This window comes from Streptococcus oralis subsp. dentisani (genome assembly GCF_002860905.1).
GTDB classification, from domain to species: Bacteria; Bacillota; Bacilli; order Lactobacillales; family Streptococcaceae; genus Streptococcus; species Streptococcus oralis_BA.
Map to the genome: position 1 here is coordinate 161,033 of NZ_PKIG01000003.1, position 25,016 is coordinate 186,048.

The following is a 25,016-nucleotide window of genomic DNA, read 5'->3' on the forward strand; positions in this document are numbered from 1 at the left end:
GAAGACAGTTTGCTTTTATTTCAAACCTCTAAACATACTTGTTTGTATCTGTTTGTCGTCAATCCCATTCTCTTTTAAGAAATTTTTCATCTCATTTATATCATCAGGTTGGCCGGTTAAGAGATAAATAGCTTGGTTACCGTATTTCACAACCGCATTTTTTAAAAATGCCTGGCTTTGAGAAAAGGTTTCGCTAGTTTTATAAGTTAGATTCGGATTATTCTTACTAAGCTCTCTTAACTCATTATCAAAAATGTTTACTCCTTTGTCTAAATGATTAAGAATGATAGAGCGCTTACCAGCCCACTCTTTCACAACTGGACGTAGAGTAGAAATACCGACATCAGAGGCAAAACAAACCAGTGCTTGGTCATTGTCTTTAACAGATAAAGATGACTCCAGCCAACTCATCTCAATTTTACTACCAGCTGGTAAATGTGTTAAGGTTTCCTTAAACACGCTACCACTATTATGGGTTACAATAAGAATTTCATCCTCATCAGGAGTGGAAGCAAGGGTTAGCCATCGGCTAGCCTGATCCTCCTTTACTGGACTTTTGTCTAGACCAAACGAACTGTCAGGAAGTTTAAACTGAGCATAGGAGCCAGCTTTCCATATTTGATTTTTTGGTTTTGTGATGTGAACTAAATACAAATCTCCGCTGGGATTTTCAATGGATTTTATCGATAAAGTTTGACTTCGTCCAAGATAGGTAATGATTCCCCAAGATATAAAGCCGAGCACTCCAAGTGTAGTTAGAATAATTATGAACATTTTTTTCCCTCGTTTCATTTTTAACTCCTATAGTGTAGTAATTTTCTATGAATGAATAATATTTTTTTTCATTCAATAATTTCCAAAAAATAAAGAAAAGATTTCTTTATTTCAGTATTCCTTTAATGAAGTTGGTTGCTAGTATTTCTACAGTTTTGCTAATATCTGGAAAATCATTTTCTGTGATATGCATATCCATGTAGTAAAATAGGTTGTAAACTTGTAAAATATCTTGAATTTTTTCTGGAGAATGGCCTTCAGCCTGCAAACGATGAGTAAAGGTTTTCACGAGAAATTGATGAAATGGATTCGTGACTTTCCCTTCTTCTGAGGAATAGTAGCTATGCAACTCATCTGCTATGGCAGGATTGTACCATTCTGCAAGGATTTTATTGGAAGAAACGAGTGCTCTGGATTGAGCAAAGAGTTGACTAATAAGATCAATCATATCAATTTCCCAATCCAGTTCTTCGATCATAGTTTGGCGAACACGGTTGTTTTCATCAATATAGATATCTAAAAAAATAGCCTCTTTACTTTCGTAATAGTTATAAAAAGATCCGACTGCCATATGAGCTTGTCTAGCAATTTCTGAAATTCCTGTCGCCTTGTATCCTTTTTTTGAAAAAACTTCATAAGCTGCGGATTTCAAAGCCTGTTTTTTGTCCAATTTGATTCACCTCTTTTCTGAATGAATATTAAATATTGTTCATTCATATCTTAACAAATCTTTTTCAGATTGTCAATCTGAAAGCTAGAACTTTTTACGGATACCACTTGATAAGGAGCTTTTCAATGTTAGAAGAGTATAGAGTGTCGTTTTAACTACACTCAAGGTTTGGAAGAATAGATATAAATTTTGGTTAAGGGGATGTATAAAAGAACTGAAATGAGGGTTGAAAAAATTAAAAATAAATGGGTAGTGCTGGCACTATGTCTGAAAATAAGGTATGATATCAATGGGGTTATTCACTATCTGTTTTTGAGCTGTTGTGACAAGGAAATGTCAAAAAAGTATTAGATACTAAGCCCTCTATTTATACTAAAGGATTTAAGACTCCTAAAATTAGCAAAGGAGAATCAGATGCACAAGATTTTATTAGTAGAAGATGATCAGGTCATTCGTCAACAAGTCGGAAAAATGCTCTCTGAATGGGGATTTGAAGTGGTTCTGGTAGAAGACTTCATGGAAGTTTTGAGTCTTTTTGTCCAGTCGGAGCCTCATCTGGTCCTCATGGATATTGGTTTGCCTTTGTTTAATGGCTATCACTGGTGTCAGGAGATTCGCAAGATTTCCAAGGTACCTATCATGTTTCTGTCTTCGAGAGACCAGGCTATGGATATTGTCATGGCAATCAATATGGGGGCGGATGACTTTGTGACCAAGCCTTTTGACCAGCAGGTTCTTTTAGCCAAAGTCCAGGGATTGTTACGCCGTTCCTATGAGTTTGGGCGTGACGAGAGTTTACTGGAATACGCCGGTGTGATCCTCAATACCAAATCCATGGATTTACATTATCAAGGGCAAGTCTTGAATTTGACCAAGAATGAATTCCAGATTTTACGCGTGTTGTTTGAGCATGCGGGCAATATCGTAGCGCGTGATGACCTCATGCGGGAGCTTTGGAACAGTGACTTTTTCATTGATGACAATACCCTCTCTGTCAATGTGGCTCGTTTGCGTAAAAAATTGGAAGAACAGGGCTTGATAGGATTTATCGAGACCAAGAAAGGGATAGGGTACGGATTAAAGCATGCTTGATTGGAAACCATTTTTTCTAGCCTATCTGCGCTCCCGTAGTCGTCTTTTCATCTATCTGCTTACCTTGACATTTCTGGTTTTGCTCTTTCAGTTTTTATTTGCCAGTTTGGGAATTTACTTTCTCTACTTTTTCCTCTTGTGTTGTTTTGTAACCATCTTATTTTTCACTTGGGACATATTGGTGGAAATGCAGGTCTATCGCCAGGAAATTCTCTATGGGGAGAGGGAAGCCAAATCTCCTTTGGAAATAGCTTTAGCAGAAAAATTAGAAGCGCGGGAGATGGAACTCTATCAGCAGAGGTCTGACGCAGAAAGAAAACTGACGGATTTGCTGGATTACTATACCTTGTGGGTGCACCAGATTAAGACCCCCATTGCAGCCAGTCAACTCTTAGTTGCAGAAGTGGCCGACCGCCAACTGAAGCAGCAATTAGAACAGGAAATTTTCAAAATCGATTCCTATACCAATCTAGTTTTACAGTACCTGCGTTTAGAAAGTTTTCATGATGATTTGGTCTTAAAGCAGGTTCAAATTGAGGACTTGGTCAAGGAAATAATTCGTAAATACGCTCTTTTCTTTATTCAAAAAGGCTTAAATGTCAATCTACATGACCTTGATAAAGAAATCGTGACGGATAAAAAGTGGCTGCTAGTGGTCATTGAACAAATTATCTCAAACAGTCTCAAGTACACCAAGGAAGGTGGTCTGGAGATTTATATGGACGGGCAAGAGCTTTGTATCAAGGATACGGGAATCGGGATAAAAAACAGTGATGTCCTCCGAGTCTTTGAACGTGGCTTTTCAGGATATAATGGACGCCTAACTCAGCAGTCATCTGGACTTGGCCTCTATCTATCTAAGAAAATTTCTGAAGAACTAGGTCACCAGATTCGCATCGAGTCTGAGGTCGGAAAAGGAACGATAGTGCGGATTCAGTTTGCTCAAGTGAACTTAGTCCTTGAGTGAGAAGAGACAATGAGTTTTTACCCAATCTCTTTTTGCTATATTTCAGGATATTTGAAGACTGTTTTTTACAAAACCAATAATAGAATTTTTAATACGGAATATAGTATAAATACTGGTTCAAAGTGAAGTTTTGTATGCTTTATACTTTTGTTGAGCATAAAATCTATAAACTAAGGGTGAATTACAAAAATTAATTTGAGATGAAGTGAATTGTAGACTTGGGAAATGTCTCCTATTCGATTTCAGAATGAATCGTTGATACAGGATTAAAAGAACTGCAGCTTTCTTTTTATTTTGAATGAGATAGGTGTATATAGATTTGTGTAACTGGTGTAGAACTGTTTCCAAGAATTTATTGAATGTATCGAATACACACATTCTATTGATTTTGAACCAGTTTTTAATTTCTAAATGTTATAATAGTTTTATCAAGTAAAAGGAGACTGCCATGATTGGAGACAATATAAAATTCTTACGAAAATCACATAATCTGATATAACCAGAATTTTCACGGATTGTGGGTGTGTCACGAAATAGCCTAAATCGTTAGAAAAACTGAAAAAGCTTTCAATAGAAGTATTGGAAATATTCATTTTACATCTATCAAAGAAACATGGGATAGACCTATATTTTACAAAATAGCAAATTATATTTTGAATGATAGTAAAAACGGCAGTACTTGTGTGATTTACAATTATTGCACTCAATGTCCGAGTATCGCACTATCTGAAATAGGGAATAGTAGAGATTGTTCTGCGATATGTAAAAAACGCATTAGCAAGGAGTATCGTATATGCTACCATATCTTAAAACTATTAGATGGTATCTCTTCTTTAATTTTCTTTTTGGTGTAGTATCGAATATCTGCACAGCTTTGTTACCGTATTTCACGCAGGCATTAATCAAAGGGGATTATCAAGTAGCTCTATATGGTTACTCTATGTCAGTGGCAGGCTATTTGAGTTGTAACTATATCCAAATGATACTTGATTGGAAGCAGGGGATTATCTTTTCGACTACTTTGAAAAATGAGTGGTTTCGTTCACTTCTGGGACTCAGTCACCACGATTTCAAGCAGAAAACAGTAGCAGAGTATATTTCCTATCAATCTAATGACCTAGATTCGTTGGAAAAGGATTACCTTCCTCCATTGATGAGTTTTATCAAACAAATTTTACGTATCCTCATTTACGCTTTCATTATTAGCAGAACAATTAATCCTATTGTATCACTGATTTTAATCTTTTCCACTGGAATTAGTATTCAAATTCCTAAAATCGTTGGGAAGTTGACCGCTAATCGGAGACAGGTTTACTTGAAAAAACAAGGAGATTACTATCGAACTTTGGAGGATTTGCTCATGGGACATCATTTGGTAAATAAACTAACTATGTCGCATTTTTTGAATCAACAAAAGAGTTCTCTAAAGAATTTGCAGGATAAGTATTTTAAGTATGGTTTGACAAAAATTACAGGCATCTTATTGACAGGTGTTTCTTTTGAATTCATTAGTCTTGTTCTGTTTATTTATTTAGCCTACTCTCTATCTCACCAGCAACTCGGTATTCCTGAGGTGGTGGCTAGTTTTGGATATATTAATGCTTTTTCTGAACCAATACAGGAAATCCTTTATGATTTACAAATGTTAGAGTCCGTAAAGCCTGTAATCAAGAGTTTTCAAAACATTGTTGGGAGACCCGTTTCAGTTCAAGCACCTCAACATTCTTTTGATACGATGACTTTGAAAAACATTTCCAAACAACTGGGAGAATCAAAATTGATAATTACTTCCGCTACGATTCAAAAAGGAGATAAAATTGCGCTTATTGGTAAGAATGGGGCTGGAAAAAGTAGTCTTCTCAACATTTTAAATGGAACAGATGAAGATTTTGAAGGACAAATTGTGCTAGATGGGCTTGTTTTGGACCATCTTTGGGGAAGATTCGGTATGATTCTGCAACAAGAACATACATTTATTTCGAGTTATGAAAATAATGTAACGCTATTCAATAGTTTCAATGAAAAATTCAGAGAAGAAGATTTTGAAAAAATTCCACCACAATCCCTGTCAGGTGGTCAGCAACAACGAATGTATTTAAATCGTGAGAAAAATCGTAAAAATCCATTGCTTATCCTAGACGAACCTTTCTCTGCCTTGGATACTAATCAGTTTAAAATGGAATTGGAAAGAGTTCTGGAATTACCAAGTGCCGTCATTGTTACTTTACATCGCCAAAACGAATTATTAAGTAAGTTTGACCAAGTTTGGGAAATTAAGAATGGAGAACTTGTAATTTTGAAATAGCTAAATTATAAAGAATAAAACGCATAGTATTAAGGAGAGATACCGTTTTTCATTCTTCGGATAAGGAAACAAAAATTTCTTGCTTTCTCTATCTGTTCAATTGATAGATTTCGTCAGAGAAAGACTGTAAAATTTTTGATATAATGTTAAGGATGGACTGGCGGATACTTAGAGGATAATTTTCAAAAGAATAACAGGTGAGAAGAAAAATATGTAAGACTGGACAGAAGTCTCTCTACCATCATCCATGCAGAAACAAGATTATATGAAATAAAAGGAGTAACCAATGACCGGAAACTATTCAACACGTGAATACCGTGAGAAATTATATGATGATCTTCATGTTCGATTAAGAGATACAGTGATTTTGATGTGTGCGATTTTTATTGCCTCTATCGGACTAAATATGAATTCAACAGCTGTCATTATTGGAGCCATGCTAATTTCCCCTCTTATGACACCGATTGTTGGACTGGGGTTTGGTTTAGCTATTTTTGATACGCGTTTAATCAAGCAATCTCTAGAGGTTTTATTTACTCAAGTATTGGTCAGCTTGCTTGTCTCAGCTCTGTATTTCTGGATTTCTCCTTTATCTTATGAAAGTAGCGAATTGATTGCACGAACCTCTCCAACCATTTGGGATGTTCTCATTGCTATTGCTGGTGGGATAGCAGGTTTCATTGGTTCAAGGAAAAAAGAAGCAAACAATATCGTACCAGGAGTAGCCATTGCAACAGCTCTGATGCCACCTATCTGCACTGCAGGTTACGGTTTAGCTAATGGAAATGTACGATTTTTATTTGGAGCTCTTTATCTTTTCTTGATCAACTGTGTCTTTATCATGCTAATCAACATTGTTGGAACAAGAATTATGATGAGAAAATCTCCCTTAAGTTCATTTAAAGAGCTAAACATTAAAATGAGAATTGGGTTGATATCCTTGATTGTATTATTGATTCTTCCGGCTAGTTATTCAGCAATTACTTTGACGATAGATCAAGCGCGAAAAGAAGGAATCAAACAGTTTGTAGGAAAAGAGTTCGCCAATCACACGGTCATTAATCAAGTCTACAAATCAAGAAACAATGAGTTGGTCTTGACGGTTGTTGGAGATCCGATTTCAGAAGAAGAATTAGAAACGCTCCACCAAAAACAAGCCTCTTACGGTATTCAATCTGTTCAATTGAAAGTCAATCAAGTTCATAATTCGACAAAATTAGACAGTGATTCGACCAAGGAATTTTATGAAACCATTAACAAGTATATCGATCAAAAACTCTCTGAAAAGGATTCACAAAAAGATCTCGTAAAAGAAAATGAAGCAGACAAGGATTGAGGACAATGAACTGAATCGGTTTTTACGCCGTGTTTTTCTTGTATCTTCCTCTTTCTTACTTATAGCAGGTTGTTTTTGATAAATCTAAGCAACACTAAATGATGAAGTGAAAGGGGATGAATCTTTGATAGTATTCATTTATTGTGAAATATGATATATTTATTAATTAGATGGATGAATACTTCTAGAGTTAAATATAGCATAATAGGGACAGACTTTTTGGTTTATTTTTGTTTGTAGTCGGATTATGAAAGAATATCCAATATTATGCGATAAGATAGAATGTTACAAAAAAGAAAGGGGATGCAATCCGATGAAGAAAGACAGATTAATTGTATTGACAGATGCTGTTCTAGCAATTATTATGACCATCTTGATTTTAGAGTTAGAAAAACCAACAACACCAAGTCTTGAAGCTTTTTGGGATTTACGGCAAAATTTCTTTGCTTGTTTTCTTTCCTTTTTCTGGTTGGGATCGTTATGGATGGCACTAAACACATTATGGGAAAAGGTTGAGAAAATTTCCTCAGAAATTATTTGGTGGAATTTGTTTCTACTCTTGGAGCGGCAGGAGTTCTCTTTGGAGAATTTCATGCCATCCAAGATACCAGTCTGAATGATGTGGTGGACCGGATCTATATAAATGTCAAGGATTTACCGTTTCAGTCCTTGGGAGCTTTAGCTAATATCCTGTCTGATGTTAAGAAGGGACTGATTCAAGACAGTCATATCTGGTCTTTCTTCCAGTCATTTTTCAAACAATATCAGTTGATAATCAGCTTAAATCAGATCTATCAGTTTGTCTATCTTTCTCTGATGGAGATCATGTCCTATCTTCACTTTGATTATTGGAAAAAACGGCTCGGTCAGGAGCTAGTATGAATAAGGAGAACAAATGAGACGTTTAAAAATGTTATGGCATATTATACAGGTTACGGGTTTTACTCGGTTTGCTCTGAGTTTTGTGACCTTTGTTTTTGGGTCAGGAGGCGTGCTTTTCCTAGTTGAACCTGCTATCACAAATTACGGAGACGGTCTTTGGTATGCTTTTGTGACTTCGACGACTGTCGGCTACGGGGATCTCCTAGCTGTGACCTTGATTGGAAGGATTACCAGTGTCTTCTTGACGATTTATGGGCTCATATTTTTTGGCTGTTTATCAGCTGTTATTATTAATTATTATACCGATTTAAATAAGGAAAGAGGAGAGGACAAATGACTGCCAATTATTCAACACGGGAATACCGTGAGAAATTATACGATGACCTTCATGTTCGATTGAGAGATACAGCGATTTTGATGTGTGCAATTTTTATTGCCTCTATCGGTCTAAATATGAATTCAACAGCTGTTATTATTGGAGCCATGTTAATTTCACCTCTCATGACACCGATTGTTGGACTGGGATTCGGTTTAGCTATTTTTGATACGCGTTTAATCAAGCAATCTCTAGAGGTTTTATTGACTCAAGTGTTGGTCAGTTTGCTTGTCTCGACTCTGTATTTCTGGATTTCTCCCTTGTCTTATGCAAGTAGCGAGTTGATCGCACGAACCTCTCCAACCATTTGGGATGTTCTCATTGCTATTGCTGGTGGGATTGCTGGTGTGATCGGTTCAAGGAAAAAAGAAGCAAACAATATCGTGCCAGGAGTAGCCATTGCTACAGCTTTGATGCCGCCTATCTGTACTGCTGGCTATGGTTTAGCTAATGGGAATGTACGATTTTTATTGGGGGCTCTCTATCTTTTCTTGATCAACTGTGTCTTTATCATGCTAGCCAACATTGTTGGAACAAGAATTTTGATGAGAAAATCTCCCTTAAGTTCATTTAAAGAGCTAAACATTAAAATGAGAATTGGCTTGATATCCTTGATTGTATTATTGATTCTTCCAGCTAGTTATTCAGCAGTCACTCTGACGATAGATCAAGCGCGAAAAGAAGGAATCAAACAGTTTGTAGGAAAAGAGTTCGCCAATCACACGGTCATCAATCAAGTCTACAAGTCAAGGAACAATGAATTGGTCTTGACGGTTGTTGGAGATCCGATTTCAGAAGAAGAATTAGAAACGCTCCACCAAAAACAAGCCTCTTACGGTATTCAATCTGTTCAATTGAAAGTCAATCAAGTTCATAATTCGACAAAACTAGACAGTGATTCGACCAAGGAATTTTATGAAACCATTAACAAGTATATCGATCAAAAACTCTCTGAAAAGGATTCACAAAAAGATCTCGTAAAAGAAAATGAAGCAGACAAGGAATGAGGATATTGACCTTGTCTAACTCATGAAAGCAAATCTTGTGTGGTGGTTTGATCAATCACTACTAGCTCGGGTTAAATAATACTCTTCGAAAATCAAATTAAAACCACGTCAGCGTCGCCTTACCGTACTCAAGTACAGCTTGCGGCTAGCTTCCTAGTTTGCTTTTTGATTTTCATTGAGTAAAAATATAAAAAGCAACAGCTGTTTCAGTTGTTGCTTTTTCTGGCTCTGAAAAATGTTTCTCAGACTGTGATTGTTTTATTTCTCAACGCGTGATTTGTTGGCGATATCAGCTAGGATAGCTTGAACAAAATCATCTACTGAGACAGTTTGTGTTTCTTTTTGGCCGTAGCGACGAACGTTGACTGTTCCGTCTTCCATTTCCTTGTCCCCAACGATTAATTGGTAAGGAATCTTGCTTGTTTGTGAAGCACGGATCTTGAACTGCATTTTTTCATTGCGCTCATCTACATCTGCACGGACACCACGGTCACGGAGTTTCTTAGCTACTTCCCATGCGTAGTCTACGTGTTTTTCGTTAGATACTGGGATGAGGGTTACTTGGTGAGGTGCAAGCCATGTTGGGAAGGCTCCCTTGTAGTTCTCAATCAAGATAGCTGTGAAGCGCTCCATAGTAGAGATTACACCACGGTGAATCATGACTGGACGGTGTTCTTCGCCATCAGCTCCGATGTATTTAAGGTCGAAGCGCTCTGGAAGCAAGAAGTCAAGCTGGATAGTAGAAAGAGTTTCTTCTTTTCCAAGGGCTGTCTTAACTTGAATATCCAATTTTGGTCCGTAGAAGGCTGCTTCACCTTCGGCTTCAAAGTAGTCCACGCCCATTTCATCAAGAGCTGCACGAAGCATAGTTTGGGCATTTTCCCACATCTCATCGTTGTCAAAGTACTTGTGAGTATCTTGAGGGTCACGAAGAGAGAGACGGAAGCGGTATTCAGTCAAGTTGAAATCTTCATAAACATCAATAATCAACTGAAGGGCACGCTGGAATTCTTCTTGGATTTGTTCTGGAGTAACGAAGAGGTGACCGTCGTTGAGTGACATTTCACGTACACGTTGAAGACCAGTGAGGGCACCAGATTTTTCATAACGGTGCATCATACCGATTTCAGCGATACGGATCGGCAACTCACGGTAAGAGTGAACATGGTGTTTGAAGACTTGGATGTGGTGCGGACAGTTCATTGGACGAAGGACAAATTCTTCCCCGTCACCCATGTCCATAGTTGGGAACATGTCTTCTTGGTAATGATCCCAGTGACCAGAAGTCTTGTAAAGCTCAACAGAAGCAAGTGGTGGAGTGTAAACGTGTTGGTAGCCAGAAGCCAACTCCTTGTCTACGATGTAGCGTTCCAACTCACGACGAATAGTCGCACCATTTGGCAACCAGAATGGAAGTCCTTGACCAACCTCTTGGGAAATCATAAAGAGGTCAAGCTCTTTACCAAGTTTACGGTGGTCACGTTCCTTAGCTTCTTCACGCATTTGGAGGTAGTTTTTCAAGTCTTTCTTGTCAAACCAAGCTGTACCATAGATACGTTGCATCATAGCGTTGTCGCTATTTCCACGCCAGTAAGCACCTGCTACATGGAGAAGGTGGAAGATTTGGATGCGGCCTGTTGATGGGACGTGAGGGCCACGGCAAAGGTCTACATATTCACCCTGACGATAGATAGTCAAACCACCTTCGTCTTCTGAGTGTTCTTCAATCAATTCCAACTTGTAAGGGTCATTTTTGAAGATTTCACGTGCCTCGTCTTTAGTCACTTCTTCACGGATTGATGGGAAGTTTTCTTTGACGATTTTTTGCATTTCTTCTTCGATACGAGGAAGGTCTTCGTTAGAGATTTGACCAGCTGTGTTGTCAGTATCGTAGTAGAAGCCGTCTTCGATGGCTGGACCAACTCCCAAGTGAATGTCTGGGAAAAGACGACGAGCTGCTTGGGCGAACAAGTGAGCTGCTGAGTGACGCAAGATTGGAAGGGCATCTTCGTGATCAGGTGTCACGATTTCGATGCTTCCATCTTCAGTGATAGCACGAGTAGTGTCAATGAGTTTGCCGTTGAATTTACCAGCCAAGGCCTTTTTAGCTAGGGAATTGCTGATAGATTGGGCAATTTCAAAAGTAGTAACGCCAGATTCGAATTCACGAACAGCGCCATCTGGGAAAGTAATGTTAATCATGATGTTCTCCTTACTTATATTATTGACGAATGTGTTAACCCTATTCTGAAAACAGGGACAGAGGATTGTGAAAGATAGAAAAACAAAAAGCGACATCCTCAAAAGGACGTCGCAACGTGGTTCCACCTTCATTTATGTTCCTCAAAAGAGAGGGACACCTCTGATTGGCTCTAACGTGGCCACCGTTTTATGTTTTCATAAAAAACTCAAGAGTAGTATCAGTTTAGGCTCTCTATGCGTTTCCAGCAACCACGCACTCTCTAGTAGAAAGGGACTAAGTGACTTGTCTCTATGGATTATTATAGCATGATTGTGAGATTTTTCAAGGATTTTGTGAAAGTTTTTTGTTTTTCATTTTTGTAGAATATGCTTGATGCCAATACCGGAAGCCATGCCCACCAGAGCCAAGGTTTCATAGATTAGCAAGTAAATTAGTATAAACTCACCAAAGGTTATGATAGTAAAGCAAAAGAGCAGTCCGTTACCAATTAACCACCAAAGTGAGAAACGGAAACGGTAGCTATAGAGTAACGATACAATCAAGATTACCAGAGGTGTAAAGAAGAGAAGATTGTTTATATAGAGTCCCTTGAGTGTAAGGGGGTCAGAAACAACTAGCAAGAACAACTCATAAAGTGGCCAATACCAATAAAAGAAGAATATGACCAGATAGTAGGGGATATGGGGATAGAATCTAGGCATGATAATTGCCTCGTTTAAAAAAACAGATAACTTAGATTTCTTGCTATGATTATTATAGCATCTTTAAAACAAGAAAGTAAATCTGTTGACAAAGAAGTTAGTTATTGGTAGAATAGGGATTGTCGTAAAGACAAATAACTTCTTCTTGGTTACAGGCATGCCAACCTGTCACTCGGATGAAGCCAAATAAAAAGGAGAAACATCATGGCAATCTCAAAAGAGAAAAAAAATGAAATCATCGCACAATATGCACGTCACGAAGGTGATACAGGTTCAGTAGAGGTTCAAGTTGCTGTCCTTACTTGGGAAATCAACCACCTTAACGAACACATCAAACAACACAAAAAAGACCACGCTACTTACCGTGGATTGATGAAGAAAATCGGTCGCCGTCGTAACTTGCTTGCATACTTGCGTAAAAACGACGTTAACCGTTACCGTGAGTTGATCAACTCTCTAGGACTTCGTCGCTAATCTTGCGTCTAAACCGTTTCTATACTTCGTTGGCTTCGGCTCGATGTACCATTAGTACAATCTTCGCCTCGTCGCCTAGTCTATAAACGATTTATCCAGCAAGAATTATGATGCTAAGGGCGTCAAAAATCCGTATGAAAATAGGGAAAGGACACCGTGTTCGATGAACACAAGGAGTTTCATCTTTTTCACTAGGATTTTAGCCCGGGCTCAAATCAGCTCTCTGATTTTCAGAGGGCTTTTTTATTGAGGTTTTATCGGTCACAATTTTGGAGACTACAAAAACACATTGGCTTTGCCAGCAGCTGGAGAGCGAGTTTTATCGGTCACAATTTTGGAGACTACAAAAACCTCAAATGGTATCAGCTAATTACACCATAAGGGTGCGTAGCTACTCGGCTTTTCAAGCCGAGTAGCTGTCTGCAAGCCCCTTCGGAGAGCCCACACTTTACGAAGTAAAGTATAGTATGTTATACTTTACATGGAAGTAGTCACCGAATTCCAGTTAGAAATTACTTTGTAACTACGTTTTGAGGAGGAGTAAAATGCTTTCCTATGTTCGAAATTACCCACTAGCGATAGCTAAATTAATGTGTCTGTGCTCTCCTAAAATCTGCTGATTTATTACTGACTAATACAGGAGGGTTTTTTATGGGACAGACAATCATATCTGCTATTGGTGTTTATATTTCCACCAGTATCGATTATTTAATTATTTTATTTATTTTATTTGCACAGCTATCACAGAATAAACAAAAATGGCATATTTATGCGGGGCAATATCTAGGCACAGGCTTACTTGTAGGGGCGAGTTTAGTTGCTGCTTATGTCGTTAATTTCGTGCCTGAAGAATGGATGGTTGGATTGCTTGGTTTAATCCCTATCTATTTAGGGATTCGCTTTGCAATTGTTGGAGAAGGTGAGGAAGAAGAGGAAGAAGAGGAAGAAATTATTGAAAGATTAGAACAAAGCAAGGCAAATCAACTGTTTTGGACAGTTACATTGCTAACAATTGCGTCTGGCGGAGATAATTTAGGTATCTATATACCTTATTTTGCTTCATTAGATTGGTCACAGACCCTCGTGGCCTTGCTTGTGTTTGTAATCGGCATAATTATCTTATGCGAGATTAGTCGGGTGTTATCCTCTATTCCCTTAATATTCGAGACAATTGAAAAATACGAGCGAATCATTGTGCCCTTAGTATTCATTCTACTTGGACTATACATCATGTATGAAAATGGCACGATAGAGACTTTTCTGACCGTGTAGATTTTTTTGTTTCACTAGGATTTTAGCCCGAGCTCAAATCAGCTCTCTGACTTCAGAGGGCTTTTTATGTTGTCACCTTACCTCGATATGCTCAAGTATTATCTTTGGTTACGGTTCCTAGCACTGTAAGACCAACTATATTTATTTTTCTCATCTTGTTCCATTGTTGAAAATATGGTATACTTTTCATGAGAATTTTCTAAATTTTTAAGATTCTATCAAAGGAGGTTTGCATGCTTTCCAAATTTTCTGGAAGCCGACAAGACCAGCAATTTGTGTTACTTTTAGTTGTTTTGCTAGGTATTTTAGGGATTTCTCTCTTTCTAGCAGTTTCAATGGGATCTGTTGCAATTGATCTAGGAGATACCTATCGGATTATTTTGAGCAGGTTGGGATTTCCTCTTGAGATAGGAGAGGTTTCCAAGTCAACTCTTGCCATTGTATGGAACATGAGATTCCCTCGAGTATTGTTAGGTCTGATAGTAGGAGCAGGCCTTTCTATGTGTGGTAGCGTGATGCAGTCTACAGTGAACAATCCTATCGCAGAACCTTATGTCTTAGGAATCTCTGCGGGTGCAACTTTAGGGGCAACCTTGAGCATCATTCTTGGTTTAAAAGTGATGATTAGCCTTGGAGCTTTTCTTGGAGCTATTTTGGCAACAATTGCTGTTCTCATCATTGCCTCTATGCAGGGAAGGATGACGACTTCTAGTCTGATCTTATCAGGAACGGTGGTCAATGCTCTCTTTCTGGCTTTTTCAAACTTTATTATCTCAGTTGGCGCTAATGCGGACAGTGTGATGACCATTAAGTTTTGGACAATGGGCTCGCTCGCTGGGACTTCCTGGGCAGACTTGGTCCTGCCAACTATAGTAGTAGGAATGGCCTTTCTATTTTTCTCTACCCAGTATCGTGTTTTTAATGCGATGATGATGGGAGATGAGGCTGCTTTAACTTTGGGGATTCCCTTACGCTTTTATTGGTATCTTTATGTGACCATGGTGGCTGTGCTAACAGCAGTATTAGTGGCAACCTGTGGGATTATTGGATTTGTCGGTCTGATTACTCCACATTTAGCTCGAGGATTAGTAGGAACGAATTATAAGAGGCTTTTTCCTGTTGCAACCTTGCTAGGTGCCCTTTTTGTCGTCTGGGCAGATGTACTCTCTCGTGTCATTATTCCAAATGCAGAGCTTCCTATTGGTATTTTCACAGCCTTAGTAGGTGCTCCCTTCTTTATCTACATTGTTGGAGGTAGGCGAAGGGAGGTGAGGGTCTGATATGGACTTGATTTGTCAGGATATCCATTTTGGACTAGGAGAGAAAAAAATCCTCAAGGGAGTTTCTCTTAAGGTTGAAGGGCATCAATTTCACACGATACTAGGACCAAATGGAAGCGGGAAAACCAGTCTACTTAAACTCCTCTATCGTCAGGAAAAGGCGGACAAAGGCTTGATAAGCCTAGATGGAAAGCCGCTGGAGCATTGGTCACTCAAAGAAACAGCCAAGCAAATGGCAGTTGTCACCCAGTTTAACCAGCTGCAGTTTGATTGTACAGTTGAGGAACTCGTCTTGCTGGGAAGAACTCCCCACCTCTCTTTTTTACAGAAGGAAAGGGAAAGAGATTATGCTCTCGTTCAAGATGCCCTCGTTAAGGTGGATATGCTTGAGAAGAAAACTCGTCTCTATTCGTCTCTGTCAGGGGGAGAGAAACAGCGAGTCTTATTAGCCCGTGCCTTAGCTCAAGAACCGACTCTCTTGCTCCTGGACGAACCAACCAATCACCTGGATATCAAGTATCAGCTAGACTTGTTGGCCATTGTGAAGGAGCTTAAGGTCAATGTTCTAGCTGTCCTGCATGATATTCAACTTGCTTGTCGCTATTCGGATTATCTCTATCTGATGAAAGAGGGAGAAATCCTTTACCAAGGGACTCCAAAGGAGACTATCACCCCTGAGTCATTGCAAACTGTATACGGAGTTCAAAGTCAGGTTACTTGGACCGAGGACCAGCAAGCCATGATTCACTATTTATAAGAATGAAAAGGAAAACAAGATGAAAAAAACACTAAGCATTTTACTCGTAACAGTAGCTACCTTAACTTTGGCAGCTTGTGGTAACACTACTACAGAAAAAGCTACCACACAATCAAGCGCAGAAACAAGTCAAAAGGCCAGCACAGAGACGACTTATCCGTTAACGGTCAAGACCTATGATGCTAAAGGAAATGAAGTAGAACAAGTTTTTGACAAGGCACCTGAAAAAGTAATCACCAACAATCTTTCAACCACTGAAATCTTATTGGAGTTGGGGTTGAAGGATAAAATTGTTGGTATGCTCAATCCAGACAATGCTGTGACGGACAAATACAAGGACGCGATTGCGACTATTCCTCAAATTGGGGATAAAAAAACAGTCTCACAAGAGACAGTCCTTTCTTATGAGCCAGACGCTGTGATGGGTCGAAACATGATGTTTTCTGAAAAATCCTTGGGGACAGTTAGCACTTGGAATGAAAACAAAATCCCAGTTTATACGCAAAAAGCTTCTCTCTCAACAATTCAGCAAGATTTGGGAAATATCGTAGAAGATGTCAAAAATCTAGGAATGATTTTTAATGTTCAGGACAAGGCTAATGAATACGCAGCGCAATTACAAGCTAAAATCGACGCTGTTAAGAAAGCAAACCCAGCAAGTCAAGGTGAAAAGAAAAAGGCTTTGATTATGGTTGCTTATAATGATGAAACTTTCGGTGCCTACAAGTCTGCTTTGCAAGAAAGTTTGCTGAACCAACTTGGTTATACAAACGTTGCTACGGGGACATCAGGCTTGACCTTGGAAAATCTCGTGTCAATGGATCCTGAATTGATTATCTATGTAACCAGCGATCGCAATAAAAAATTGGATGAAAAAGCAGTAGAGTTGATGAAGGCAAATGCTGTTTTGGAAAGCGTTCCTGCTATTAAGAATCAAAAAATCATGACTATTTCTTACGATGAATTGATGGACTATGGTCCAGCAGTGATTGATTCCCTTGAGAAAATCAATGACTTTATCAATAAATAATGAGTTTGATTGGGAAGGAATCCAAGTCAAAATCAGCCTTCCCTCTAACTATGCCCCCAATCAAACCTATCCGGCTATTTTATTGAATGATGGGAACTTGGACTTCTTATCGTCCCTTTCTGAATCTGTGATTTTAGTGAGCTTGACCTCTAAAAATCGCTTAGACGACTATACTCCATGGAAGGCATCGGCTCTGAGAGATGGAGCTCCAGATTTTGGGGGTCAGGCCAACGCCTATCATGATGATTTGTTTGGAGGTCTTTTAGACAAGTTGCAGTCGCTTTATCGCCTGGACGAAACTCGCCTTGCCTATGGAGGCTACTCACTAGGTGGTTTGGCGGCAGTCTACAGTCTTTTCGGTTTTGACAAGGTTTCCTGTGTCTTTTCGATCTGCGGTTCCTTTTGGTATCCTGATTTTGTGATTTACTGCAAGGAAGAAAATGTGAAAAATTTGGACTGTTTGCTGTATTTACAGAATGGTCAAACAGAAGGAGCACACCATACTAATCGCTTGGCTCAAGCACCAGCCTATGCTGAGCAGATCCATACCAGTCTTCAGAAATGCTATCCGAACGGCCAGTTTGTCTTTGATCCTTATGGACACCATGAACAAGTAGCTGAACGATTCCTAGCTTTTTCCAGCTGGTTGGCCCAAAAATGGAAAATCGAATAAAAGATTTATCCCTTGGATTTTGCCAAGGGATTGTTGTATTTATTTAAGCAAGTTTTTCTCTCTTTTTATCTGGATTCCAGACGAAGCTTGCGATAAAGCTAAAGATGATGGTTAGGATAGCGAGGATAATGGCAAGGATGAGGGCAGGGATGCGGATAAACCACCATAGTGGGTTTGGTTTTTTATCATTGTGCCATTGTTTCGTTTCTTGGTCCAGACGTTGGAATTCTGTTTGGATTCGATTGGCGACTGTTTCAATGCCTTCATCATTCATTTTCTTGATATCTGAGATATCTATTGGATTTCCAAAGTTCATATCGACACGCTCGCGGCTAACTAAGCCCTTCAAAGTCATGGGACCTGTGTAGGTAACCGGCATGATACGGACCTTGGCCATTTTGGCAATCAGAGCTACGCCACCCTTGACATCGTTTGAGTGACGGCTCCCACTTGGAAACATGATGAGGGAGCGATCACTTTTTTTAAGGACGTTGATAGGGTATTTGATGGCAGAAGCGCTAGGATTTTCACGGTCGATAGGAAAGGCGCCACACATACGAATCCACCAGCCAAAGATACGGTTGGTAAAGAGCTCTTTTTTGGCCATAAAGATAAATTGTTTTGGCTTGGTCGCAAAGGCCATGTAAACAGGATCCCACCAGGTACGGTGAGGCGCAACCAAAATATAATTTTCATCTTGATTAGGAATTTTATCAGTATTATGATAGTGGGCATTGCCATTGATGGACCATAGGAGCAAGACAACCAATCCACGTAAATAAGTATAAAACATGCGATCTCCTTCGATTATTTTCTTGTTATTATTATACCTTATCAAAGGAGGGCTGGCAAACTTTTCCCATGACTAGGTGCATATTTGGGATGAGATTAGAATTCTTTTAGAAAAAATGATATGATAAAACTTATGGATAAAAATAAGATTATGGGATTAACCCAAAGAGAAGTCAAGGAAAGACAGGCTAAGGGCTTGGTCAATGATTTTACTGCATCGGCCAGTACTAGCACTTGGCAAATCGTTAAACGAAATGTCTTTACCCTTTTTAACGCTTTGAACTTTGCCATTGCTTTGGCCCTTGCCTTCGTGCAGGCTTGGAGCAATCTGGTCTTCTTTGCTGTTATCTGCTTTAACGCTTTTTCTGGGATTGTGACCGAGCTGCGGGCCAAACACATGGTGGACAAGCTCAATCTCATGACCAAGGAAAAGGTCAAAACCATTCGTGATGGTCAAGAAGTGGCTCTGAATCCTGAAGAATTGGTGTTAGGAGATGTCATTCGTCTGTCTGCAGGAGAGCAGATTCCTAGTGATGCCTTGGTTTTGGAAGGCTTTGCGGAAGTCAATGAAGCCATGTTGACGGGGGAAAGTGATTTGGTGCAAAAGGAAGTGGATGCCTTGCTTTTGTCAGGAAGTTTCTTAGCCAGTGGGGCAGTTTTAGCTCAAGTTCACCATGTCGGTGCAGACAACTATGCTGCCAAACTCATGCTGGAAGCCAAGACCGTTAAACCTATTAACTCCCGTATCATGAAATCGCTGGACAAGCTAGCTGGTTTTACTGGGAAGATTATCATTCCCTTTGGTTTAGCTCTCTTGCTAGAAGCCTTGATGTTGAAAGGTCTGCCTCTCAAGTCATCCGTTGTAAATTCGTCGACAGCCCTGCTGGGAATGTTGCCTAAGGGAATTGCCCTTTTGACCATTACTTCGCTCTTGACAGCGGTGATTAAGTTGGGCTTGAAAAAGGTCTTGGTTCAGGAAATGTACTCTGTTGAGACCTTGGCGCGCGTGGATATGCTCTGTCTGGACAAGACAGGCACCATCACCCAAGGAAAGATGCAGGTGGAGGCTGTTCTTCCTTTGACCGAAGAGTATGGAGAGTCAGCGCTTGCTAGCATCTTGGCCAGCTATATGGCCCATAGTGAGGATAAAAATCCAACAGCTCAAGCCATTCGCCAGCGTTTCCAAGGTCAGGTAGTCTATCCTATGATCTCTAATCTGCCTTTCTCAAGCGACCGCAAGTGGGGAGCTATGGAATTGGAAGGTTTGGGGACAGTTTTCTTAGGTGCGCCTGAGATGTTGCTGGACTCTGAAGCCCCAGAAGCCAGGGAGGCCTTGGAGAGAGGGTCACGTGTCTTGGTCTTAGCTCTCAGTCAGGAGAAATTAGACCATCACAAACCACAAAAACCATCTGATATTCAGGCTCTGGCCTTGCTGGAAATCTTGGACCCGATTCGAGAAGGAGCAGCAGAGACGCTGGACTATCTCCGTTCTCAGGAAGTGGGGCTCAAGATTATCTCTGGTGACAATCCAGTTACGGTGTCCAGCATTGCTCAGAAGGCTGGTTTTGCGGACTATCACAGCTATGTAGATTGCTCAAAAATCACGGATGAGGAATTGGTTGCTATGGCTGAGGAGACAGCTATTTTCGGACGTGTTTCCCCTCATCAAAAGAAACTCATCATCCAAACACTGAAAAAAGCAGGGCATACAACAGCTATGACAGGGGACGGTGTCAATGATATCTTGGCTCTTCGTGAGGCGGATTGTTCTATCGTAATGGCGGAGGGAGATCCTGCGACTCGTCAGATTGCAAATCTGGTTCTCTTGAACTCTGACTTTAATGATGTTCCTGAGATTCTCTTTGAAGGTCGTCGGGTGGTCAATAACATTGCCCATATCGCCCCGATTTTCTTGATAAAGACCATCTATTCTTTCTTGCTCGCAGTTATCTGTATCGCTAGTGCTTTACTAGGTCGAACTGAGTGGATCTTGATTTTCCCCTTCATTCCAATCCAGATTACCATGATTGACCAGTTCGTGGAAGGTTTCCCACCATTCGTTCTGACTTTTGAGCGCAATATCAAACCTGTTGAGCCAAACTTCCTCAGAAGATCTATGCTTCGTGCCCTACCAAGCGCTCTCATGGTCGTATTCAGCGTTCTTTTTGTGAAAATGTTTGGAAGTAGCCAAGGTTGGTCTGAGTTAGAAATCACAACCCTCCTCTATTATCTACTTGGGTCTATCGGTTTCTTATCTGTATTTAGAGCCTGCATGCCATTTACCCTCTGGCGTGTCCTCTTGATTGTTTGGTCAGTAGGAGGCTTCCTAGCTACAGCTCTCTTCCCAAGAATTCAAAAATTACTTGAAATTTCGACCTTAACAGGACAAACATTACCTGTTTATGGTGTCATGATGTTGGTCTTTATCGTGATTTTCATCCTGACTAGTCGCTATCAAGCCAGAAAATAAAGAAAGGCTGCAATCTGTGGATTGCGGTCTTTTTAAGTACAAGATTGCTAGCTGAAATGTGGTATAATAAGAGGTAATAGAGTTTTGGAAAGTGAGAGAAGATGATTTCAAAGAGATTAGAATTGGTGGCTTCCTTTGTGCCACAGGGAGCCATTTTGCTAGATGTGGGAAGTGACCATGCTTATCTGCCTATTGAGTTGGTCGAAAGAGGACAAATCAAAAGTGCCATTGCAGGTGAGGTGGTGGAAGGTCCCTACCAATCTGCAGTCAAAAATGTTGAGGCGCACGGCCTAAAGGAGAAAATCCAGGTTCGTTTAGCCAATGGCTTGGCAGCTTTTGAAGATGCAGACCAAGTGTCTATCATTACCATTGCTGGTATGGGTGGTCGTTTGATTGCCAGAATTTTAGAAGAAGGCTTGGACAAGTTAGCTAATGTAGAACGATTGATCCTCCAGCCCAATAATCGTGAAGACGACTTGCGCATTTGGTTACAAGAGAACGGATTTCAAATTGTAGCTGAAAGGATCTTAGAAGAAGCTGGCAAGTTTTACGAGATTTTGGTGGTGGAAGCAGGACAAATGAAGCTATCAGCCAGTGATGTTCGCTTTGGACCTTTCTTGTCCAAAGAAATCAGTCCAGTCTTTGTCCAAAAATGGCAAAAAGAAGCTGTTAAGCTAGAATTTGCCCTTAACCAAATTCCAGAAAAAAATCTGGAGGAACGTCAAGTTCTAGTAGATAAAATTCAAGCCATCAAGGAGGTTCTCCATGCTAGCAAGTGAAGTCATTAAATGTTATGAAGACTTTTGTCCGCAAGAATTTTCCATGGAGGGGGATAGTCGTGGTCTGCAAATCGGCACTTTGGACAAGGATATCCAAAGAGTCATGGTGGCCCTCGACATTCGTGAAGAAACAGTGGCTGAAGCCATTGAAAAGGGTGTGGACTTGATTATTGTCAAGCACGCGCCGATTTTCCGTCCTATCAAGGATTTGGTAGCTAGCCGTCCACAAAATAAGATTTACATTGATCTGATAAAGCATGACATCGCAGTTTATGTCAGCCATACCAATATTGACATTGTTGAAAATGGTCTCAATGATTGGTTCTGTCAGATGCTAGGTATCGAGGAGACGACTTACCTACAGGAGACAGGTCCAGAACGTGGAATTGGTCGTATTGGAAATGTCCAGCCTCAGACATTTGGAGAATTGGCCCAGAATGTCAAGAAAGTCTTTGGTCTAGATAGTCTTCGAATGGTGCATTATCAAGAGAGTGATTTGCAGAAGTCTATTTCAAGAGTGGCCATCTGTGGTGGTAGCGGGCAGTCTTTCTATAAGGATTCTTTAGCTAAAGGAGCGGATGTCTATATCACTGGTGACATTTACTACCATACTGCCCAGGATATGTTGTCTGATGGCTTGTTGGCATTGGATCCAGGTCACTATATCGAAGTGCTTTTTGTGGAAAAAATTGCAGAGCTTCTTAATCAATGGAAAGAGGAAAAAGGCTGGGAACTAGAGATTTTACCTAGTCAAGCATCGACCAATCCTTTCCACCATATCTAGTTAGAAAGTGAAAACAATGAAAAAAGTTGCCATTATCGGAGCAGGGATTGTGGGAGCAACAGCTGCCTACTACCTCTCGAAAGAAAGTGACCTAGAGGTGACCGTCTTTGACCATGGACAAGGTCAGGCTACCAAGGCCGCAGCAGGAATTATCAGTCCTTGGTTTTCCAAACGCCGCAATAAGGCCTGGTACAAGATGGCGCGCTTGGGGGCTGATTTTTATGTGGATTTGTTGGCTGATTTAGAAAAGTCAGGGCAAGAAATCGACTTTTACCAACGTTCGGGAGTCTTTCTCCTGAAAAAGGATGAAACTAAGTTGGAAGAACTCTATCAACTATCCCTCCAGCGTAGAGAAGAATCTCCCTTGATAGGCCAGTTAGCCATTTTGAACCAAGCATCAGCAAATGAATTATTCCCTGACTTGCAGGGATTTGACCACCTGCTCTATGCTTCTGGTGGAGCGAGAGTAGATGGTCAGCTTTTGGTCACTCGTTTGCTGGAAGCCAGTCAGGTCAAGCTGGTCAAAGAAAAAGTGAGTCTGAATCCTCTATCATCAGGCTACCAGATTGGTGAAGAGGTGTTTGATCAGGTTGTTTTGGCAACGGGAGCTTGGTTGGGACAGTTATTAGAGACTTTAGGTTATGAAGTAGATGTTCGTCCCCAAAAGGGGCAACTCCGAGATTATCAACTTGCCCAAGACATGGAATCTTATCCTGTGGTTATGCCAGAAGGGGAGTGGGATTTGATTCCTTTTGCAGGTGGGAAATTATCCCTAGGCGCTACTCATGAAAATGACATGGGATTTGATTTGACGGTAGATGAAACCTTACTCCAACACATGGAGGAAGCAGCCTTACCTCACTACCCAACCTTGGCAGAAGCGAAATCATCTGGTGAGCGTGTGGGAATCCGTGCCTATACTAGTGATTTCTCTCCTTTCTTTGGACAAGTGCCAGAATTGGCAGGTGTCTATGCAGCCAGTGGACTAGGTTCATCAGGCCTCACAACTGGTCCTATCATTGGCTACCATCTAGCTCAACTGGTTCAAGGAAAGGAATTGACCTTGGACCCAGCAAACTACCCAATTGAAAACTATGTCAAACGAGTAAAAAGCGAATAATACTCAATGAAAATCAAAGAACAAACTAGGAAACTAGCCGCGGGTTGCTCAAAGCACTGCTTTGAGGTTGTGGATAGAACTGACGAAGTCAGTAACCATACCCATGGCAAGGCGACGTTGATGTGGTTTGAAGAGATTTTCGAAGAGTATAAGCATTTTACTGAAATTTTAGCCTCCCCTCTAGGATGGTAAATGACATTCCCTATCAAAAATGGTAAAATAAGAAAAAAATCCGAGAATCGAGGGAAGAAGATGCAAGAAAAGATTTTGGTAACGGGTGGAGCAGGTTTTATCGGAACCCACACTGTTATTGAGTTAATCCAAGCAGGTCATCAGGTTGTTGTGGTGGATAACCTTGTTAATAGTAACCGTAAAAGTTTAGAAGTTGTTGAGAGAATTACAGGAGTTGAAATTACTTTTTATGAGGCTGATATCCGTGATACAGATACTCTTCGTGACATTTTCAAACAAGAAGAACCAACTGGTGTCATTCACTTTGCTGGTTTGAAGGCTGTTGGCGAATCAACACGTATCCCTCTTGCCTACTATGACAACAATATTGCTGGAACTGTTAGCCTTTTGAAAGCCATGGAAGAAAACAACTGTAAAAACATCATTTTCAGTTCTTCTGCGACAGTTTACGGAGATCCGCACACAGTGCCCATCTTGGAAGATTTCCCACTTTCAGTGACTAATCCATATGGTCGTACCAAGCTCATGCTAGAGGAAATTTTGACCGATATTTACAAAGCAGACTCAGAATGGAATGTGGTCTTGCTTCGTTATTTCAACCCAATCGGAGCTCATGAAAGTGGAGACCTAGGAGAAAATCCAAACGGTATTCCAAACAACCTCTTGCCATATGTGACTCAAGTAGCCGTTGGGAAATTAGAGCAAGTGCAAGTATTTGGAGACGATTACGATACGGAAGACGGAACTGGTGTTCGTGACTATATCCACGTTGTCGATTTGGCTAAGGGTCACGTTGCAGCTCTGAAAAAAATCCAAAAGGATTCAGGTCTAAACGTTTATAACCTTGGAACTGGTAAAGGCTATTCTGTTCTTGAAATTATCCAAAACATGGAAAAAGCAGTGGGACGCCCAATTCCTTATCGCATCGTAGAACGTCGCCCAGGTGATATTGCAGCCTGCTACTCAGACCCAGCAAAAGCCAAAGCAGAACTTGGTTGGGAAGCAGAACTAGATATCACCCAAATGTGTGAAGACGCATGGCGTTGGCAAAGCAAGCATCCAAATGGATTTGAAGACTAA

At 40.3% G+C, this 25,016-nt stretch carries 24 protein-coding genes and 2 pseudogenes; 20 read left to right on the forward strand and 6 right to left on the reverse strand.

All coding sequences use genetic code 11. The features are described from left to right. Positions 1–15: 15 nt before the first annotated feature. Both CYK16_RS06360 and CYK16_RS06365 read right to left on the reverse strand, forming a co-directional pair. Positions 16–792 carry a ferredoxin reductase domain-containing protein gene (locus tag CYK16_RS06360; RefSeq protein ID WP_060805404.1) on the reverse strand — a complete coding sequence of 259 codons (777 nt, stop codon included), beginning with the start codon at positions 790–792 and terminating at the stop codon, positions 16–18. A gap of 88 nt (positions 793–880) precedes the next feature. Beyond that, positions 881–1,450, reverse strand: coding sequence for a TetR/AcrR family transcriptional regulator (locus tag CYK16_RS06365; RefSeq protein WP_101776789.1), 570 nt, complete (start codon positions 1,448–1,450; stop codon positions 881–883). A gap of 408 nt (positions 1,451–1,858) precedes the next feature. Between CYK16_RS06365 and CYK16_RS06370 the strand changes: the two genes are divergently transcribed. The 8 genes from CYK16_RS06370 (at position 1,859) to CYK16_RS06405 (ending at position 9,409) form a co-directional block, all read left to right on the forward strand. Then, positions 1,859–2,536, forward strand: a complete 678-nt coding sequence (locus tag CYK16_RS06370; RefSeq protein ID WP_000548990.1) for a response regulator transcription factor — start codon at positions 1,859–1,861, stop codon at positions 2,534–2,536. Next, positions 2,529–3,503, forward strand: a complete 975-nt coding sequence (locus CYK16_RS06375) for a sensor histidine kinase (RefSeq protein ID WP_060805405.1) — start codon at positions 2,529–2,531, stop codon at positions 3,501–3,503. Before CYK16_RS06370 ends, CYK16_RS06375 begins: the two co-directional genes overlap by 8 nt. A gap of 793 nt (positions 3,504–4,296) precedes the next feature. Then, on the forward strand, positions 4,297–5,808 hold the full coding sequence (locus CYK16_RS06380; RefSeq protein WP_060805406.1) for an ATP-binding cassette domain-containing protein: 1,512 nt from the start codon (positions 4,297–4,299) through the stop codon (positions 5,806–5,808). A gap of 286 nt (positions 5,809–6,094) precedes the next feature. After that, a complete protein-coding gene (locus tag CYK16_RS06385; protein ID WP_000147503.1) occupies positions 6,095–7,144 on the forward strand; it encodes a DUF389 domain-containing protein in 1,050 nt (349 codons plus the stop codon). A gap of 313 nt (positions 7,145–7,457) precedes the next feature. After that, entirely contained in the window at positions 7,458–7,760 is a 303-nt protein-coding gene (locus CYK16_RS06390) for a TMEM175 family protein (RefSeq protein ID WP_004240734.1), read from the forward strand. Then, entirely contained in the window at positions 7,685–8,026 is a 342-nt protein-coding gene (locus CYK16_RS06395) for a hypothetical protein (RefSeq protein ID WP_000397556.1), read from the forward strand. Before CYK16_RS06390 ends, CYK16_RS06395 begins: the two co-directional genes overlap by 76 nt. Positions 8,027–8,039: 13 nt before the next feature. Continuing rightward, positions 8,040–8,363, forward strand: coding sequence for a potassium channel family protein (locus CYK16_RS06400; protein ID WP_001253404.1), 324 nt, complete (start codon positions 8,040–8,042; stop codon positions 8,361–8,363). Continuing rightward, positions 8,360–9,409, forward strand: a complete 1,050-nt coding sequence (locus CYK16_RS06405; RefSeq protein WP_101776790.1) for a DUF389 domain-containing protein — start codon at positions 8,360–8,362, stop codon at positions 9,407–9,409. The genes CYK16_RS06400 and CYK16_RS06405 overlap by 4 nt, the downstream gene beginning before the upstream one ends. A 258-nt stretch (positions 9,410–9,667) precedes the next feature. Here CYK16_RS06405 and thrS read toward each other — a convergent pair whose 3' ends face one another. The 3 genes and pseudogenes from thrS to CYK16_RS06425 all read right to left on the reverse strand — a co-directional run bounded on the left by thrS (position 9,668) and on the right by CYK16_RS06425 (position 12,313). Then, entirely contained in the window at positions 9,668–11,611 is a 1,944-nt protein-coding gene (gene thrS, locus CYK16_RS06415) for a threonine--tRNA ligase (RefSeq protein ID WP_000608345.1), read from the reverse strand. A gap of 40 nt (positions 11,612–11,651) precedes the next feature. Further along, positions 11,652–11,860: pseudogene (locus CYK16_RS10980) on the reverse strand (hypothetical protein). 73 nt (positions 11,861–11,933) lie between these two features. Beyond that, positions 11,934–12,313, reverse strand: a pseudogene (locus CYK16_RS06425) (hypothetical protein). 204 nt (positions 12,314–12,517) lie between these two features. Between CYK16_RS06425 and rpsO the strand changes: the two are divergent. The 6 genes from rpsO (at position 12,518) to CYK16_RS06455 (ending at position 17,799) form a co-directional block, all read left to right on the forward strand. Then, positions 12,518–12,787, forward strand: a complete 270-nt coding sequence (gene rpsO / locus CYK16_RS06430; RefSeq protein ID WP_001018251.1) for a 30S ribosomal protein S15 — start codon at positions 12,518–12,520, stop codon at positions 12,785–12,787. 651 nt (positions 12,788–13,438) lie between these two features. Continuing rightward, positions 13,439–14,059, forward strand: a complete 621-nt coding sequence (locus CYK16_RS06435; protein WP_000531713.1) for a CadD family cadmium resistance transporter — start codon at positions 13,439–13,441, stop codon at positions 14,057–14,059. A gap of 233 nt (positions 14,060–14,292) precedes the next feature. Further along, positions 14,293–15,339, forward strand: coding sequence for a FecCD family ABC transporter permease (locus CYK16_RS06440; protein ID WP_101776792.1), 1,047 nt, complete (start codon positions 14,293–14,295; stop codon positions 15,337–15,339). 1 nt (position 15,340) lies between these two features. Then, the gene (locus tag CYK16_RS06445; protein ID WP_101776793.1) at positions 15,341–16,096 is read left to right on the forward strand and encodes an ABC transporter ATP-binding protein; all 756 of its coding nucleotides are present in this window, start codon (positions 15,341–15,343) and stop codon (positions 16,094–16,096) included. Between the two features lie 19 nt (positions 16,097–16,115). Next, positions 16,116–17,126, forward strand: a complete 1,011-nt coding sequence (locus CYK16_RS06450) for an ABC transporter substrate-binding protein (protein ID WP_101776794.1) — start codon at positions 16,116–16,118, stop codon at positions 17,124–17,126. After that, positions 17,107–17,799: an alpha/beta hydrolase-fold protein gene (locus CYK16_RS06455; RefSeq protein WP_101776795.1), complete on the forward strand. Its 693-nt coding sequence runs from the start codon at positions 17,107–17,109 to the stop codon at positions 17,797–17,799. The genes CYK16_RS06450 and CYK16_RS06455 overlap by 20 nt, the downstream gene beginning before the upstream one ends. 43 nt (positions 17,800–17,842) lie before the next feature. On the opposite strand, the gene CYK16_RS06460 is transcribed toward CYK16_RS06455, so the two are convergent. After that, complete coding sequence (locus CYK16_RS06460) at positions 17,843–18,592, reverse strand: lysophospholipid acyltransferase family protein (RefSeq protein WP_101776796.1); 750 nt, start codon at positions 18,590–18,592, stop codon at positions 17,843–17,845. A 132-nt stretch (positions 18,593–18,724) separates the two neighbouring features. Between CYK16_RS06460 and CYK16_RS06465 the strand changes: the two genes are divergently transcribed. The 6 genes from CYK16_RS06465 (at position 18,725) to galE (ending at position 25,016) form a co-directional block, all read left to right on the forward strand. Continuing rightward, positions 18,725–21,061 carry a cation-translocating P-type ATPase gene (locus CYK16_RS06465; protein ID WP_060805431.1) on the forward strand — a complete coding sequence of 779 codons (2,337 nt, stop codon included), beginning with the start codon at positions 18,725–18,727 and terminating at the stop codon, positions 21,059–21,061. 101 nt (positions 21,062–21,162) lie between these two features. After that, positions 21,163–21,840, forward strand: a complete 678-nt coding sequence (locus tag CYK16_RS06470) for a tRNA (adenine(22)-N(1))-methyltransferase (protein ID WP_060805413.1) — start codon at positions 21,163–21,165, stop codon at positions 21,838–21,840. Next, a complete protein-coding gene (locus CYK16_RS06475) occupies positions 21,827–22,624 on the forward strand; it encodes a Nif3-like dinuclear metal center hexameric protein (protein ID WP_060805414.1) in 798 nt (265 codons plus the stop codon). The genes CYK16_RS06470 and CYK16_RS06475 overlap by 14 nt, the downstream gene beginning before the upstream one ends. Positions 22,625–22,640: 16 nt before the next feature. Further along, positions 22,641–23,744 carry an NAD(P)/FAD-dependent oxidoreductase gene (locus CYK16_RS06480; RefSeq protein ID WP_060805415.1) on the forward strand — a complete coding sequence of 368 codons (1,104 nt, stop codon included), beginning with the start codon at positions 22,641–22,643 and terminating at the stop codon, positions 23,742–23,744. A 6-nt stretch (positions 23,745–23,750) separates the two neighbouring features. Then, positions 23,751–23,936, forward strand: coding sequence for a hypothetical protein (locus tag CYK16_RS06485; RefSeq protein ID WP_101776798.1), 186 nt, complete (start codon positions 23,751–23,753; stop codon positions 23,934–23,936). Positions 23,937–23,996: 60 nt separating this feature from the next. Next, on the forward strand, positions 23,997–25,016 hold the full coding sequence (galE, locus tag CYK16_RS06490) for a UDP-glucose 4-epimerase GalE (RefSeq protein WP_060805417.1): 1,020 nt from the start codon (positions 23,997–23,999) through the stop codon (positions 25,014–25,016).